This is a genomic window from Niallia sp. (genome assembly GCF_031978665.1).
Classification (GTDB): Bacteria; Bacillota; Bacilli; order Bacillales; family Cytobacillaceae; genus Niallia.
This window is the reverse complement of sequence record NZ_DALZDK010000032.1, coordinates 33,979-47,007: the sequence shown is the minus strand read 5'-3', so window position 1 is coordinate 47,007 and position 13,029 is coordinate 33,979. Positions and strand designations below refer to the sequence as shown.

Below are 13,029 nucleotides of genomic sequence, written 5' to 3'. Positions count from 1 at the left end.
GAAACCTCGGTAAGGTTTACCGAAATTCCCCATGTTTACGTTCCCGCTTGTGCACAACAACTGGGTTAGTTAATAAATCTGTACGGGTTCTAAAAGTTTTAGTCATATCCCATTATAGACAAGGATACAAAATTTATACAGAAAAATTAAACTCGGCGACGTTTAGGTGGTCGGCAACCGTTATGAGGAACTGGAGTTACATCTCTAATTGCTGTAACTTCAAGACCTGCAGCTTGAAGAGAGCGAATTGCTGCTTCACGACCTGCACCTGGTCCTTTAACTGTTACTTCTAAAGTTTTCATACCATGTTCCATAGATGCTTTAGCAGCTGTTTCTGCAGCCATTTGAGCAGCAAATGGAGTAGATTTACGAGAACCTCTGAATCCAAGTGCGCCTGCGCTTGACCAAGCAAGAGCATTTCCATGAACGTCTGTAATAGTTACGATAGTATTGTTGAAAGTAGAACGAATATGAGCTACACCAGCTTCAATATTCTTTTTAACACGACGTTTACGTGTATTAGTTTTACGTGCCATTATATTGTACCTCCTTTACCGATTATTTTTTCTTGTTAGCTACAGTCTTACGAGGACCTTTGCGTGTACGAGCGTTGTTTTTCGTGTTTTGTCCGCGAACTGGTAAACCACGACGGTGACGAAGACCACGGTAACAACCAATTTCCATTAGACGTTTAATGTTTAGAGAAATCTCACGACGTAGATCCCCTTCTACTTTTAAAGCGTCAATAATATCACGGATTTTATTTAACTCATCTTCTGTTAAATCACGAACGCGTGTATCTTCAGAAACACCAGCTTCTGCTAATACTTTTTGTGCAGTATTGTTTCCAATACCGTAAATGTATGTTAAAGATATTACTACACGTTTTTCACGTGGAATATCCACACCAGCAATACGTGCCATCTATATGCGCACCTCCTTGTTATTAACCTTGTTTTTGTTTGTGTTTAGGGTTTTCACAGATAACCATAACTTTTCCACGTCTGCGGATAACTTTACATTTTTCGCAGATTGGTTTAACAGATGGTCTAACTTTCATTATCCTAACCTCCTTGATAGTACGGAGTGCAATCAGATTATTTAAAGCGGTAAGTAATTCTTCCGCGAGTTAAGTCATATGGAGATAACTCAACCGTTACTTTATCACCAGGTAAAATACGGATGAAATGCATGCGGATTTTACCAGAAACGTGAGCCAATACAGTATGACCATTTTCTAATTCTACCTTAAACATGGCGTTCGGCAAAGTTTCAGTGATTGTGCCTTCAATTTCGATTACATCGTCTTTAGCCATCGAATATCTCTCCTTTCCATAAAAAATACGAGATCCATCTTAACTAATATAGCAAAGTGTAGCTTTTCTTGTCACACGATCGGTGTACATTAAACTACTCTGAACTGCTCCTATAATATAATAAAATTGCATTAAGCTGCAACTAATTGATTATACCATAAGAGAAGGTACTTCGTCCGCTATTAATTATAAAAAAATATAATTATAGAAAAGAAATAATAAAAAGTTTAATGTTACCAACTAAACTTAGCCTTGCTAGATCATTCATTATTAGAAAAGAAATGATCTTTCCTTTGATTACGAACATTCTATCAACAGCCTGTGTCTTATCGTATAGAAGTAAGCAATATAATTATAAGACCTCTTCTTAGAAAAATAATTCATCCTTCAAGAGTCTAGCCTTAAATCTTTCACTACATACCCGCTTTCACTTGAAAAGCCATATAGATTTCGTATTATAAGGATTTCGTAGAGTGTTCGACAACTGCACACCTGGTCTAATACCAATCGTCATAATAGAAAGAATAATAGTTACATTACCTTCTTCACTACTAGATAAAAAAGCAATTCAAGCGGAGTTACCATGAAATCCAAAATACTCTGCACCAATTATCTAAATTGATTAATCTTTTAACGAAGATAAACATGTCAAAATAACACGGTTATGCTTTTTTTGTTACAGATATAACCATGAAAATTATTATACCTTTTGAAAAAAGGAAATGCATCATGTTTAGGAATAAACTCCTCAGCCATTTCATCCCAATTCTTCTATTTATTATCTCTGATTTATTCCATGCTAGATAACAGATTAGTCAAAGCAAAAGTTACTTTTATTTTAAAGTACTTAGTAACTCATCAAGATCTAAGAATACTTTATTAATATCTTGTTGTCCATTAACGTTACGAAGATAACCTTTTGATTCATAGAAATCAAGTAATGGTTGAGATTGCTTGATATTAACTTCTAAGCGATTTTTAACAGTAGCCTCATTATCATCAGCACGTTGGTATAATTCGCCTCCACAACGATCACAAGTATCTGGATTGGATGGCGGATTAAATACTAGATGATATGTTGCACCACAGCTTTTACAAATACGGCGGCCTGTTAAGCGCTCCATTAATATCTCTTGATCCACTTGAACATTAATACAAAAGTCTAGTTTCTTATTTAAGTCAGACAAAATATTTTCTAAAGCTTCTGCTTGAGGAACAGTACGAGGAAAACCATCTAAAAGAAAGCCTTTTTCACAGTCATCCTTGCTAAGTCTTTCGCGAACAATACCGATTGTAACTTCATCAGGTACTAGTTCACCTTTATCCATAAAAGATTTTGCCTTAAGTCCAAGTTCTGTTTCGTCTTTCATAGCCGCACGGAACATGTCGCCAGTTGAGATATGAGGGATGTCATATTTCTCGACAATCTTCTCAGCTTGAGTACCTTTACCTGCGCCAGGGAGCCCCATTAAGACTAAATTCATGCGTATTCCCCCTCAAGTTCTCTTACATAAAATTCAAGGGACAAATGTCCCCTAAATTATACTATTTAATAAAACCTTTATAGTGTCGTTTAACTAATTGAGATTCTAATTGTTTCATCGTTTCCAATGCAACCCCAACCACGATTATAATACTTGTTCCACCAATCTGTGCAGATTGCGGAAGCCCTGCAATATTTATGAAAAATACAGGTAGTATAGCAATAACAGCTAGGAATAGAGCTCCAACTAGAGTTAAACGAGATAGAACACGTGATAAATAATCTTGCGTACTTTTACCAGGACGAATACCTGGGATATATCCACCTTGTTTCTTCAGGTTTTCAGAAACTTGTTCTGGATTCACCTGAATGAAAGCATAGAAATAAGTAAACGCAATAATTAAGACTGTATATATAATCATTCCTATTGGATGAGTATAATCAAATACTCGTTGAATCCAGGAAGTAACGTCATTTTGCGGTAAGAAAGATGCAATTGTTCTTGGCGTTACCAAGAAGGAAACTGCAAAGATAACTGGAATAACACCAGCAGAGTTTACTTTCAACGGTAAATGTGTTGATTGACCACCTGTGCTGCTATTTCCGTTAACCATTCTTTTTGCATATTGAATAGGTATCTTTCTAAGCGCTTGCTGGATGAAAATTACTCCTACAACGATCGCAACGACAGCTAAAATAATTAAAGCTAACGTAACAATACGAAGGAATAATTGATCTCCTGGGTTGTCAAACTGCTGTGCAAAGATTTGATTAGCCATTGAAGGAATTCCTGCAGCAATACCAGCGAAAATAATAATGGAAATACCATTACCAACACCTTTAGACGTAATTAGTTCTCCTAACCACATTAAAAAGGCTGTTCCAGCTGTTAATACAATAGAAATTACTAAGTATGACGAAAATCCTGGTTTCGTAATCAGTGCACCACCTGCAAGATTATTAAAACCGTATGACATACCAAAACCTTGGACAAGAGCTAGAACGATCGTAAAGTAACGCGTAAATTGCGTTAGCTTTCTACGTCCAGCCTCACCCTGCTTTGACCATTCCGTAAATTTAGGTACAACATCCATTTGTAATAAGCTTACAATAATGGACGCTGTAATATATGGCATGATCCCCATTGCAAGAATAGAAAAGTTTTGTAGTGCCCCACCACCGAAAGTATTTAAAATTCCGAAGGCACTAAAAGCATCTTGTGCTTTTAAGAAGTCTGCATTCACATAAGGTACAGGAATAAAAGTACCTAAGCGAAATATAATCAACATTAATAGGGTGAATATGATTTTTCGTCTTATTTCACCCACACGCATAAAATTGGAGATTGTCTGAAACATCAGATCACCTCTGTTTGACCGCCGGCAGCTTCAATAGCTTCCTTTGCAGCAGAGGAGAATTTATGAGCTTTAACAGTAAGCTTTTTCTCTACATTGCCTTTTGCAAGAATTTTAATTCCTGCTTTCTCGTTACTAACAACTCCTGTTTCGATAAGAAGTTCTGGAGTTACTTCAGTTCCATCTTCAAAACGATTTAGAGTATCTAAATTAACAATAGCGTATTCTTTACGGTTGATATTAGTAAAACCACGTTTTGGTAAACGGCGGAATAAAGGAGTTTGACCACCTTCAAATCCTGGTCTTACACCCCCACCTGAACGTGCGTTTTGACCTTTATGACCTTTACCAGCAGTTTTACCATTACCTGAACCGATACCGCGCCCTTTGCGTTTACGTTCTTGACGAGAACCTTCTGCAGGTTTTAATTCATGAAGTTTCATCTTGGCACCTCCTTATTGAAGAAGAATGATTTTTAGTTTTCTTTTACAGTTACAAGATGTGATACTTTATTGATCATACCACGGATAGCAGCATTATCTTGTTGCACAACTGTTTGATTTAATTTACGTAATCCTAAAGCTTTTACTGTTTCGCGTTGGTCTTGCTTACGACCAATTACGCTTTTAGTGAGGGTAATTTCCAGTTTGTTTGCCATCTAATTTCCCTCCTTATCCTAACAGTTCTTCTACTGATTTTCCACGTAACTTCGCTACGTCTTCAGCACGTTTTAATTGTTTTAAACCGTCTAAAGTTGCACGAACCATGTTAATTGGTGTATTTGTACCTAATGACTTAGATAAAATATCTGCTACACCAGCTAATTCAAGCACAGCACGTACTGGACCACCAGCGATAACACCAGTACCTTCTGAAGCAGGTTTTAACAGAATTTCACCAGCTCCAAAGTGTCCGATAATTTGGTGTGGAATTGTTGTACCAACCATTGGTACTTCAATAAGATTTTTCTTCGCATCTTCAACCGCTTTGCGAATAGCATCTGGTACTTCTTGTGCTTTACCAGTACCAAAACCAACGTTACCATTTTTGTCCCCAACTACTACTAGAGCAGAGAAACGAAAACGACGTCCACCTTTAACAACTTTCGCTACACGGTTAACTGTAACTACGCGTTCTTCAAGTTCAAGTTTGTTTGGATCAATACGACGCATCTTTTTATGTCCCTCCTTTGTCTATTAAAATTCTAGGCCGTTCTCACGAGCAGCATCAGCTAAAGCTTTTACGCGACCATGATATAAATATCCTCCGCGGTCAAATACTACTGATTTAATTCCTTTTTCTACAGCACGTTTAGCTACTAATTCACCGATCTTAACTGCAGCTTCTAAGTTACCAGTAGATTCAAGGTTAAGCTCTTTATCTAATGAAGATGCACTTGCGATTGTTACACCGTTAACATCATCAATTAATTGAGCGTAAATGTGTTTGTTTGAACGAAACACATTTAAACGAGGACGAGCTTCAGTTCCGCTAAGTTTAGAACGCACACGTGCGTGTCTTTTTCTACGGACTTGATTTTTATCAGCCTTCGTAATCATTTAGGTCACTCCTTTCGTTTACCTATGCGGCATTACTTACCAGTTTTACCTTCTTTTCTACGTACATATTCGCCTTCATAACGGATACCTTTACCTTTGTAAGGTTCTGGTGGGCGAACGTCACGGATGTTAGCAGCAAGTGCTCCAACACGCTCTTTACTAGTTCCTTTTACAACTACTTTCGTAGCAGATGGTACTTCGATTTCAATACCAGCTTCTGGTTCGATTTCTACTGGATGAGAGTAACCTACGTTCAATACAAGCTTGCTTCCTTGTTTTTGAGCACGGTAACCGACACCGATTAATTCAAGACCTCTCTCAAAGCCTTTTGAAACACCCTCAACCATGTTTGCTAACAATGCGCGAGTTGTTCCATGTAATGCACGATGTTCCTTCGCATCTGAAGGACGAGTTACATTAATCACGTTTTCTTCCAAACTGATCGCAATATCAGAATTAAAAGTACGAGTTAATTCACCTTTAGGACCTTTCACCGTTACAGTACTCTTATCAATAGTAACTGTAACGCCTGCTGGTACTTCGATTGGTTTTTTACCTACACGAGACATTTAGTTGCACCTCCATTCATTAAACCTATTATTACCAAACGTATGCTAATACTTCTCCGCCAACTTGTTTCGCACGAGCTTCTTTATCAGTAATTACTCCTTGAGAAGTAGAAACTAATGCAATTCCAAGACCGTTTAATACACGAGGTACTTCTGTTGCTTTCGCATAAACACGAAGACCAGGTTTACTAATTCTTTTAAGTCCAGTAATTACACGCTCGTTGCTTGAACCGTATTTTAAGAAAATGCGGATAATACCTTGTTTGTTGTCTTCGATATATTCTACATCACGTACAAAACCTTCACGCTTTAAGATTTCAGCGATCTCTTTTTTGATGTTAGAAGCAGGAACTTCTAATTTTTCGTGACGAACCATATTCGCATTACGGATTCTTGTAAGCAAATCTGCAATTGGATCTGTCATAACCATTTGTATTTACCTCCTTCCCAATATCGGGTTTTACCAGCTAGCTTTTTTCACACCAGGAATTTGTCCCTTATACGCTAATTCGCGGAAACAAATACGGCAAAGCTTAAATTTACGGTACACAGAATGTGGACGACCACAACGTTCGCAACGTGTGTATTCTTGTACTTTATATTTAGGCGTGCGTTTTTGTTTCGCAATCATTGACTTCTTAGCCACATCTTCGCCTCCTAATTAGAGATTACTTTTGGAACGGCATTCCAAATTGAGTTAACAGTTCACGAGCTTCTTCATCTGTTTTTGCAGTTGTAACGATAACAATGTCCATTCCTCTTACTTTGTTTACTTTATCGTAATCAATTTCAGGGAAAATCAATTGTTCTTTTACACCTAAAGTGTAGTTACCGCGACCATCAAATGATTTTTTAGATACACCACGGAAGTCACGTACACGTGGAAGAGAAACAGATACAAGTTTATCAAGGAATTGATACATGCGTTCTCCACGAAGAGTAACTTTTGCTCCGATTGGCATTCCTTCACGTAGACGGAAACCTGCAATTGATTTTTTTGCACGAGTGATTAATGGCTTTTGACCAGTAATTTGTGCTAATTCTTCAACAGCAACGTCCAATGCTTTAGCATTTGCTACAGCATCACCGACACCCATGTTAACAACGATTTTTTCCAGCTTTGGAACTTCCATCACTGATTTATAATTGAACTTGCTCATAAGAGCAGGAGTAGTTTCTTTAACAAATTTTTCTTTTAGGCGGCTCATTCATTGTACCTCCCTTCTTCATTTGAACTATTTATCTAGAATTTCACCGGATTTTTTCGCTACGCGAACTTTTTTACCATCAACCGTTTTTGATCCTACACGAGTAGGTTCACCAGTTTTAGGGTCGATAGGCATAACGTTGGATACATGAATAGCGGCTTCCTGGTCATTGATTCCACCTTGTGGATTCAACTGGGATGGCTTAGAGTGTTTCTTAACAATATTAATCCCTTCAACGATCACACGATCTTTCTTAGGGAATGCAGCTAGAACAACACCTGTTTTGCCTTTATCCTTACCAGAGATGACCATTACTTTGTCACCTTTTTTTACATGCATCTTTTCGCACCTCCTTAAAGGCAATTAAATTTATATTATAGTACTTCTGGAGCTAATGATACAATCTTCATAAAGTTATTGTCGCGAAGTTCGCGTGCAACTGGTCCAAAGATACGTGTTCCACGTGGACTCTTATCATCACGGATAATTACACATGCGTTTTCATCGAAACGAATGTAAGTACCGTCTGCACGACGAACACCACTTTTAGTTCTAACGACTACTGCTTTAACTACGTCACCTTTTTTAACAACGCCACCTGGTGTTGCTTGTTTCACTGTACAAACGATAATATCACCGATGTTTGCAGTTTTACGTCCTGAACCACCAAGAACTTTAATAGTAAGTACTTCACGAGCACCAGAGTTGTCAGCAACTTTCAAACGTGATTCTTGTTGAATCATGTGTGTAACCTCCCTTCGGGATGCTTAATTCCGAACAATTATATAATAACTGCTTTTTCTACTACTTCTACAAGACGGAAACGTTTTGTAGCTGATAATGGGCGAGTTTCCATAATGCGTACGATATCGCCTGTTTTTGCTGTGTTTTGCTCATCATGAGCTTTATACTTCTTAGAGTATTTCACGCGTTTGCCATATAATGGGTGCTTTTTGTATGTTTCAACAACAACTGTAATGGTTTTATCCATTTTATCAGATACAACACGACCAGTATAGACTTTGCGTTGATTGCGTTCGCTCATTCTACGAACCTCCTCTCAACTTATCGATTATTGACGCCGATTTCTCTCTCACGAATGACAGTTTTCATTCGAGCGATCGCTTTGCGTACTTCACGAATGCGAGCTGTATTTTCAAGTTGTCCAGTCGCTAATTGAAAGCGAAGGTTGAAAAGCTCTTCTTTTAAGGATTTAACTTTTTGTTCAATTTCAGCAGTGGTAAGGTCACGAATTTCATTAGCTTTCATTAGTTTCACCACCAATTTCTTCACGTTTTACAAACTTACATTTAACAGGAAGTTTGTGCGCTGCAAGACGAAGTGCTTCACGAGCGATCTCTTCAGATACACCTGCTACTTCGAACATAATTTTTCCAGGCTTAACTACTGCTACCCAACCTTCAGGAGCACCCTTACCGGAACCCATTCGGACTTCTAGAGGCTTAGCAGTATAAGGCTTATGTGGGAAAATTTTAATCCAAACTTTACCGCCACGTTTCATGTAACGTGTCATTGCAATACGTGCTGATTCGATTTGACGGTTTGTAATCCAAGAAGCTTCTAAAGATTGTAAACCATATTCACCGAATGCTACTTGCGTACCACCTTTTGCTTGACCACGCATTTTACCACGGTGTACACGACGATATTTTACACGTTTAGGTAGTAACATATTATTTGCCTCCTTCCTCAGTTTTCTTCTTCGTTGGAAGGATCTCTCCACGATAGATCCAAACTTTTACACCTAATTTACCATAAGTTGTATCAGCTTCTGCAGTTGCATAATCGATATCTGCGCGTAGAGTGTGCAATGGAACAGTTCCTTCGCTATAAGACTCTGAACGTGCGATATCCGCGCCGCCTAAACGACCTGATACCATTGTTTTAATACCTTTAGCACCAGCGCGCATAGAACGTTGGATTGCTTGTTTTTGAGCACGACGGAAAGATACACGGTTTTCTAATTGACGAGCGATGTTCTCAGCAACAAGTTTCGCATCCATGTCTGCTCTTTTGATTTCTAAGATATTGATGTGTACACGTTTGCCAGTAAGTGAGTTAAGAGCTTTACGTAAAGCTTCAACTTCTGTACCACCTTTACCAATAACCATACCTGGTTTAGCAGTGTGGATAGTAACATTTAAGCGGTTAGCAGCACGCTCGATTTCTACTTTAGAAACAGAAGCATCGCTTAGGCGTTTTGTAATATACTCACGTACCTTTAGGTCTTCGTGTAAAAGATCAGCATAGTCTTTACCTGCGAACCATTTAGATTCCCAGTCACGAATGATCCCAACACGTAAACCGACTGGATTTACTTTTTGACCCACTAATTACCCCTCCTTCTTTTCTGATAAAACGATAGTGATGTGGCTAGTACGCTTGTTGATTTGACTTGCACGACCTTGTGCACGTGGACGGAATCTCTTTAGAGTTGGTCCTTCATTAACGTATGCTTGCTCAACCACTAGGTTATTAATATCCATTTCGTAGTTATGCTCTGCATTAGCAACAGCAGATTTTAAAACTTTCTCTATGATTGGAGAAGCTGCTTTTGGAGTTAACTTCAAAATTGCTACCGCTTCACCAACTTGCTTTCCTCGAATTAAATCTACGACTAAACGAGCTTTACGAGGAGCAATACGAACTGTATTTGCAACAGCTTTTGCTTGCATTGGAATGCCCTCCTCTCATTAACGTCTTGTTTTCTTATCGTCACTTGCATGACCTTTGTAAGTACGAGTTGGAGCAAATTCTCCAAGTTTGTGACCTACCATGTCTTCAGTAACGTAAACTGGAACATGTTTACGACCATCATAAACAGCGATTGTTTGACCGATGAATTGTGGGAAGATCGTAGAACGACGAGACCAAGTTTTAACAACTTGCTTCTTATCACTATCACTTAATTTTTCGATCTTTGTTAGTAAATGTTCATCAACAAAAGGTCCTTTTTTTAAGCTGCGACCCATAATGGAACCTCCCTTCGTGATTGTTCTACGGTTCTATCATTGAACCGTAGTTCAACCCCGTTATTTTTTACGGCTACGTACGATAAATTTATCAGATTTATTTTTCTTGCTACGTGTTTTGTAACCAAGAGTTGGTTTACCCCAAGGAGACATTGGTGATTTACGTCCGATTGGCGCACGTCCTTCACCACCACCGTGTGGATGGTCATTAGGGTTCATTACAGATCCACGTACAGTTGGGCGTTTACCTAACCAACGATTACGACCTGCTTTACCAATATTGATTAATTCGTGTTGTTCATTACCAACTTGACCGATTGAAGCACGGCAAGTAGCAAGAATCAAACGAACTTCACCAGAATTTAAACGTACTAGTACGTATTTACCTTCTTTACCAAGCACTTGAGCGCTTGTTCCAGCAGAGCGAACTAATTGTCCACCTTTACCTGGTTTTAATTCGATATTGTGGATAACTGTACCCACTGGGATATTAGAAAGTGGTAGTGCATTACCTGGCTTGATATCAGCCTCAGGTCCTGACATAACTTCTAATCCAACTTCTAAATTTTTCGGTGCAAGAATGTAGCGTTTTTCACCGTCTACATAATTGATTAACGCGATGTTAGCAGATCTGTTTGGATCATACTCAATCGTAGCAACGCGTCCTGGAATGCCATCTTTGTCACGTTTAAAATCGATAATACGATATTGACGCTTATGACCTCCACCTTGATGACGAACAGTTAACTTACCTTGGTTATTACGGCCGCCTTTTCTGTGTAAAGGAGCAAGCAATGACTTCTCTGGAGTACTTGTAGTGATTTCACTAAAGTCAGATGACGTCATGTTACGTCGACCATTGGAGGTAGGTTTGTATTTTTTAATCGCCATTTGTGTTCCCTCCTCTTCTAAATATTATTATTAAGCTTCAAAGAATTCGATTTCTTTGCTGTCAGCTGTTAATTTAACAATTGCCTTACGACGTTTGTTTGTGTATCCTCCGAAACGTCCCATACGTTTGAACTTACCTTTGTAGTTCATGATGTTAACTTTTTCAACTTTTACGCCAAAGATTTCTTCAACAGCATCTTTAACTTGAGTTTTATTAGCTCTTACATCAACTTCAAACGTGTATTTTTTATCAACCATTAAATCAGTAGAACGTTCAGTGATAACGGGGCGCTTAATCGTATCGCGTGCATCCATTATGCAAGCACCTCCTCTACTTTTTCAACCGCTGCTTTTGTCATGATTAATTTATCATGGTTTAAAACATCTAAAACTGTAATTCCAGTAGCAGTAACAACTGTTACCCCCGGGATGTTACGAGCAGATAATGCTACGTTTTCATCAAGGTCAGCTGTAACGATTAATGCTTTCTTTTCAACAGAAAGATTACCTAGTACCGCTTTGAAATCTTTAGTTTTAGGTGCATCAAAAGCAAGGCTTTGTAATACTAAAATATTTTCTTCTAATACTTTAGTAGATAATGCAGATTTAATTGCTAGTCTACGAACTTTTTTAGGTAATTTGTAGCTGTAGCTACGTGGAACTGGTCCAAATACAGTTCCACCTCCGCGCCATTGTGGAGAACGGATAGAACCTTGACGCGCGCGGCCTGTTCCTTTTTGGCGCCATGGCTTACGTCCACCGCCTGCTACTTCAGAACGAATTTTAGTTTTATGAGTTCCTTGACGTAAAGAAGCTCTTTGCATAACAACTGCTTCAAATAAAACATGGTTGTTAGGCTCGATACCAAATACAGATTCGTTTAATTCGATATCTCCAGCTTGCGTACCGTCTTGGTTGAATAATGCAACTTTAGGCATTCTTATTTCCTCCTTTCCAGATTAATAATTATGCTTTAACAGCAGTTTTAATTTTTAATAACGCTTTTCTAGCTCCAGGTACATTACCTTTAATTAATAGAAGATTGCGTTCTGCATCTACTTTAACGATCTCTAAGTTTTGAACAGTAATTTGTTCTCCGCCCATACGACCAGGTAATGCTTTCCCTTTAAATACGCGGTTTGGTGCTACAGGTCCCATTGAACCCGGACGACGATGGTAACGAGATCCGTGAGCCATTGGTCCACGAGATTGTCCATGGCGCTTAATTGAACCTTGGAAACCTTTCCCTTTAGAGATACCTGTTACATCTACTACATCGCCTTCAGCGAAAATACTTACATTGACTTCTTGACCAACCTCATACTCATCCACGCTAACATCTCTGAATTCACGAACGAAGCGCTTAGGAGCAGTACTTGCTTTAGCAACATGCCCTTGTTCAGGTTTGTTAGCTAACTTTTCACGTTTGTTTTCAAAACCGATTTGAACTGCTGTATAGCCATCAGCTTCAACAGTTTTCTTTTGAAGAACAACGTTTTCAGCAGCTTCAACTACTGTTACTGGGATAAGATTGCCGTTTTCAGCGAATACTTGAGTCATACCTATTTTTCTTCCTAAGATTCCTTTGGTCATTTAAGTCACACCTCCTGATAGTTTAAATGTTTATTTCAATTATAATTTAATTTCGATATCTA

At 38.5% G+C, this 13,029-nt stretch carries 26 protein-coding genes; all 26 read right to left on the bottom strand.

Features of this window, described 5'->3' with window-relative positions; translation table 11 throughout:
• Nucleotides 1-146 precede the first annotated feature (146 nt).
• The 26 genes from rpsK to rplC all read right to left on the bottom strand — a co-directional run bounded on the left by rpsK (nt 147) and on the right by rplC (nt 12,967).
• Nucleotides 147-536: a 30S ribosomal protein S11 gene (gene rpsK, locus RTL21_RS17050; RefSeq protein ID WP_312097526.1), complete on the bottom strand. Its 390-nt coding sequence runs from the start codon at nt 534-536 to the stop codon at nt 147-149.
• 22 nt (nt 537-558) lie between these two features.
• Entirely contained in the window at nt 559-924 is a 366-nt protein-coding gene (rpsM, locus tag RTL21_RS17045; RefSeq protein ID WP_312097524.1) for a 30S ribosomal protein S13, read from the bottom strand.
• A 22-nt stretch (nt 925-946) separates the two neighbouring features.
• Complete coding sequence (gene rpmJ, locus RTL21_RS17040; RefSeq protein WP_000868344.1) at nt 947-1,060, bottom strand: 50S ribosomal protein L36; 114 nt, start codon at nt 1,058-1,060, stop codon at nt 947-949.
• Between the two features lie 37 nt (nt 1,061-1,097).
• Nucleotides 1,098-1,316, bottom strand: a complete 219-nt coding sequence (gene infA, locus RTL21_RS17035) for a translation initiation factor IF-1 (protein ID WP_016204578.1) — start codon at nt 1,314-1,316, stop codon at nt 1,098-1,100.
• An 833-nt stretch (nt 1,317-2,149) separates the two neighbouring features.
• Nucleotides 2,150-2,800: an adenylate kinase gene (locus tag RTL21_RS17030; RefSeq protein ID WP_312097521.1), complete on the bottom strand. Its 651-nt coding sequence runs from the start codon at nt 2,798-2,800 to the stop codon at nt 2,150-2,152.
• 61 nt (nt 2,801-2,861) lie between these two features.
• Nucleotides 2,862-4,157, bottom strand: coding sequence for a preprotein translocase subunit SecY (gene secY / locus RTL21_RS17025; RefSeq protein WP_312097519.1), 1,296 nt, complete (start codon nt 4,155-4,157; stop codon nt 2,862-2,864).
• The gene (gene rplO, locus RTL21_RS17020) at nt 4,157-4,597 is read right to left on the bottom strand and encodes a 50S ribosomal protein L15 (protein WP_016204575.1); all 441 of its coding nucleotides are present in this window, start codon (nt 4,595-4,597) and stop codon (nt 4,157-4,159) included. The genes secY and rplO overlap by 1 nt, the downstream gene beginning before the upstream one ends.
• A 32-nt stretch (nt 4,598-4,629) precedes the next feature.
• Complete coding sequence (rpmD, locus tag RTL21_RS17015) at nt 4,630-4,812, bottom strand: 50S ribosomal protein L30 (protein WP_312097517.1); 183 nt, start codon at nt 4,810-4,812, stop codon at nt 4,630-4,632.
• 13 nt (nt 4,813-4,825) lie between these two features.
• Nucleotides 4,826-5,326: a 30S ribosomal protein S5 gene (gene rpsE, locus RTL21_RS17010; protein ID WP_312097515.1), complete on the bottom strand. Its 501-nt coding sequence runs from the start codon at nt 5,324-5,326 to the stop codon at nt 4,826-4,828.
• A 24-nt stretch (nt 5,327-5,350) separates the two neighbouring features.
• Nucleotides 5,351-5,713 (bottom strand): 50S ribosomal protein L18, encoded by a 363-nt coding sequence (gene rplR / locus RTL21_RS17005; RefSeq protein WP_312097513.1) that lies wholly within the window; start codon nt 5,711-5,713, stop codon nt 5,351-5,353.
• 32 nt (nt 5,714-5,745) lie between these two features.
• Nucleotides 5,746-6,282 (bottom strand): 50S ribosomal protein L6, encoded by a 537-nt coding sequence (gene rplF, locus RTL21_RS17000; RefSeq protein ID WP_312097511.1) that lies wholly within the window; start codon nt 6,280-6,282, stop codon nt 5,746-5,748.
• Between the two features lie 31 nt (nt 6,283-6,313).
• On the bottom strand, nt 6,314-6,712 hold the full coding sequence (gene rpsH, locus RTL21_RS16995) for a 30S ribosomal protein S8 (RefSeq protein WP_312097509.1): 399 nt from the start codon (nt 6,710-6,712) through the stop codon (nt 6,314-6,316).
• Nucleotides 6,713-6,742: 30 nt separating this feature from the next.
• Nucleotides 6,743-6,928 (bottom strand): 30S ribosomal protein S14, encoded by a 186-nt coding sequence (rpsN, locus tag RTL21_RS16990; RefSeq protein ID WP_009499044.1) that lies wholly within the window; start codon nt 6,926-6,928, stop codon nt 6,743-6,745.
• 22 nt (nt 6,929-6,950) lie between these two features.
• The gene (gene rplE, locus RTL21_RS16985) at nt 6,951-7,490 is read right to left on the bottom strand and encodes a 50S ribosomal protein L5 (RefSeq protein ID WP_312097503.1); all 540 of its coding nucleotides are present in this window, start codon (nt 7,488-7,490) and stop codon (nt 6,951-6,953) included.
• A 27-nt stretch (nt 7,491-7,517) separates the two neighbouring features.
• Complete coding sequence (gene rplX / locus RTL21_RS16980; protein ID WP_016204568.1) at nt 7,518-7,829, bottom strand: 50S ribosomal protein L24; 312 nt, start codon at nt 7,827-7,829, stop codon at nt 7,518-7,520.
• A 35-nt stretch (nt 7,830-7,864) separates the two neighbouring features.
• A complete protein-coding gene (gene rplN / locus RTL21_RS16975) occupies nt 7,865-8,233 on the bottom strand; it encodes a 50S ribosomal protein L14 (protein ID WP_152115694.1) in 369 nt (122 codons plus the stop codon).
• A 38-nt stretch (nt 8,234-8,271) separates the two neighbouring features.
• A complete protein-coding gene (gene rpsQ, locus RTL21_RS16970) occupies nt 8,272-8,535 on the bottom strand; it encodes a 30S ribosomal protein S17 (RefSeq protein WP_031537905.1) in 264 nt (87 codons plus the stop codon).
• 20 nt (nt 8,536-8,555) lie between these two features.
• Nucleotides 8,556-8,759, bottom strand: a complete 204-nt coding sequence (gene rpmC / locus RTL21_RS16965) for a 50S ribosomal protein L29 (RefSeq protein WP_003351417.1) — start codon at nt 8,757-8,759, stop codon at nt 8,556-8,558.
• Entirely contained in the window at nt 8,749-9,183 is a 435-nt protein-coding gene (gene rplP / locus RTL21_RS16960) for a 50S ribosomal protein L16 (protein WP_312097499.1), read from the bottom strand. The genes rpmC and rplP overlap by 11 nt, the downstream gene beginning before the upstream one ends.
• A gap of 1 nt (nt 9,184) precedes the next feature.
• Nucleotides 9,185-9,841, bottom strand: coding sequence for a 30S ribosomal protein S3 (gene rpsC / locus RTL21_RS16955; protein WP_047943718.1), 657 nt, complete (start codon nt 9,839-9,841; stop codon nt 9,185-9,187).
• Between the two features lie 3 nt (nt 9,842-9,844).
• Nucleotides 9,845-10,186 carry a 50S ribosomal protein L22 gene (gene rplV / locus RTL21_RS16950; RefSeq protein WP_312097496.1) on the bottom strand — a complete coding sequence of 114 codons (342 nt, stop codon included), beginning with the start codon at nt 10,184-10,186 and terminating at the stop codon, nt 9,845-9,847.
• Nucleotides 10,187-10,204: 18 nt separating this feature from the next.
• A complete protein-coding gene (gene rpsS, locus RTL21_RS16945; RefSeq protein WP_312097494.1) occupies nt 10,205-10,483 on the bottom strand; it encodes a 30S ribosomal protein S19 in 279 nt (92 codons plus the stop codon).
• Between the two features lie 60 nt (nt 10,484-10,543).
• Nucleotides 10,544-11,374: a 50S ribosomal protein L2 gene (gene rplB / locus RTL21_RS16940; RefSeq protein ID WP_312097492.1), complete on the bottom strand. Its 831-nt coding sequence runs from the start codon at nt 11,372-11,374 to the stop codon at nt 10,544-10,546.
• A 30-nt stretch (nt 11,375-11,404) separates the two neighbouring features.
• Nucleotides 11,405-11,689 carry a 50S ribosomal protein L23 gene (gene rplW / locus RTL21_RS16935; RefSeq protein WP_016204560.1) on the bottom strand — a complete coding sequence of 95 codons (285 nt, stop codon included), beginning with the start codon at nt 11,687-11,689 and terminating at the stop codon, nt 11,405-11,407.
• Nucleotides 11,689-12,312, bottom strand: coding sequence for a 50S ribosomal protein L4 (gene rplD, locus RTL21_RS16930; RefSeq protein WP_312097490.1), 624 nt, complete (start codon nt 12,310-12,312; stop codon nt 11,689-11,691). The genes rplW and rplD overlap by 1 nt, the downstream gene beginning before the upstream one ends.
• Before the next feature lie 28 nt (nt 12,313-12,340).
• Nucleotides 12,341-12,967 carry a 50S ribosomal protein L3 gene (rplC, locus tag RTL21_RS16925; RefSeq protein ID WP_312097488.1) on the bottom strand — a complete coding sequence of 209 codons (627 nt, stop codon included), beginning with the start codon at nt 12,965-12,967 and terminating at the stop codon, nt 12,341-12,343.
• Nucleotides 12,968-13,029: the final 62 nt, after the last annotated feature.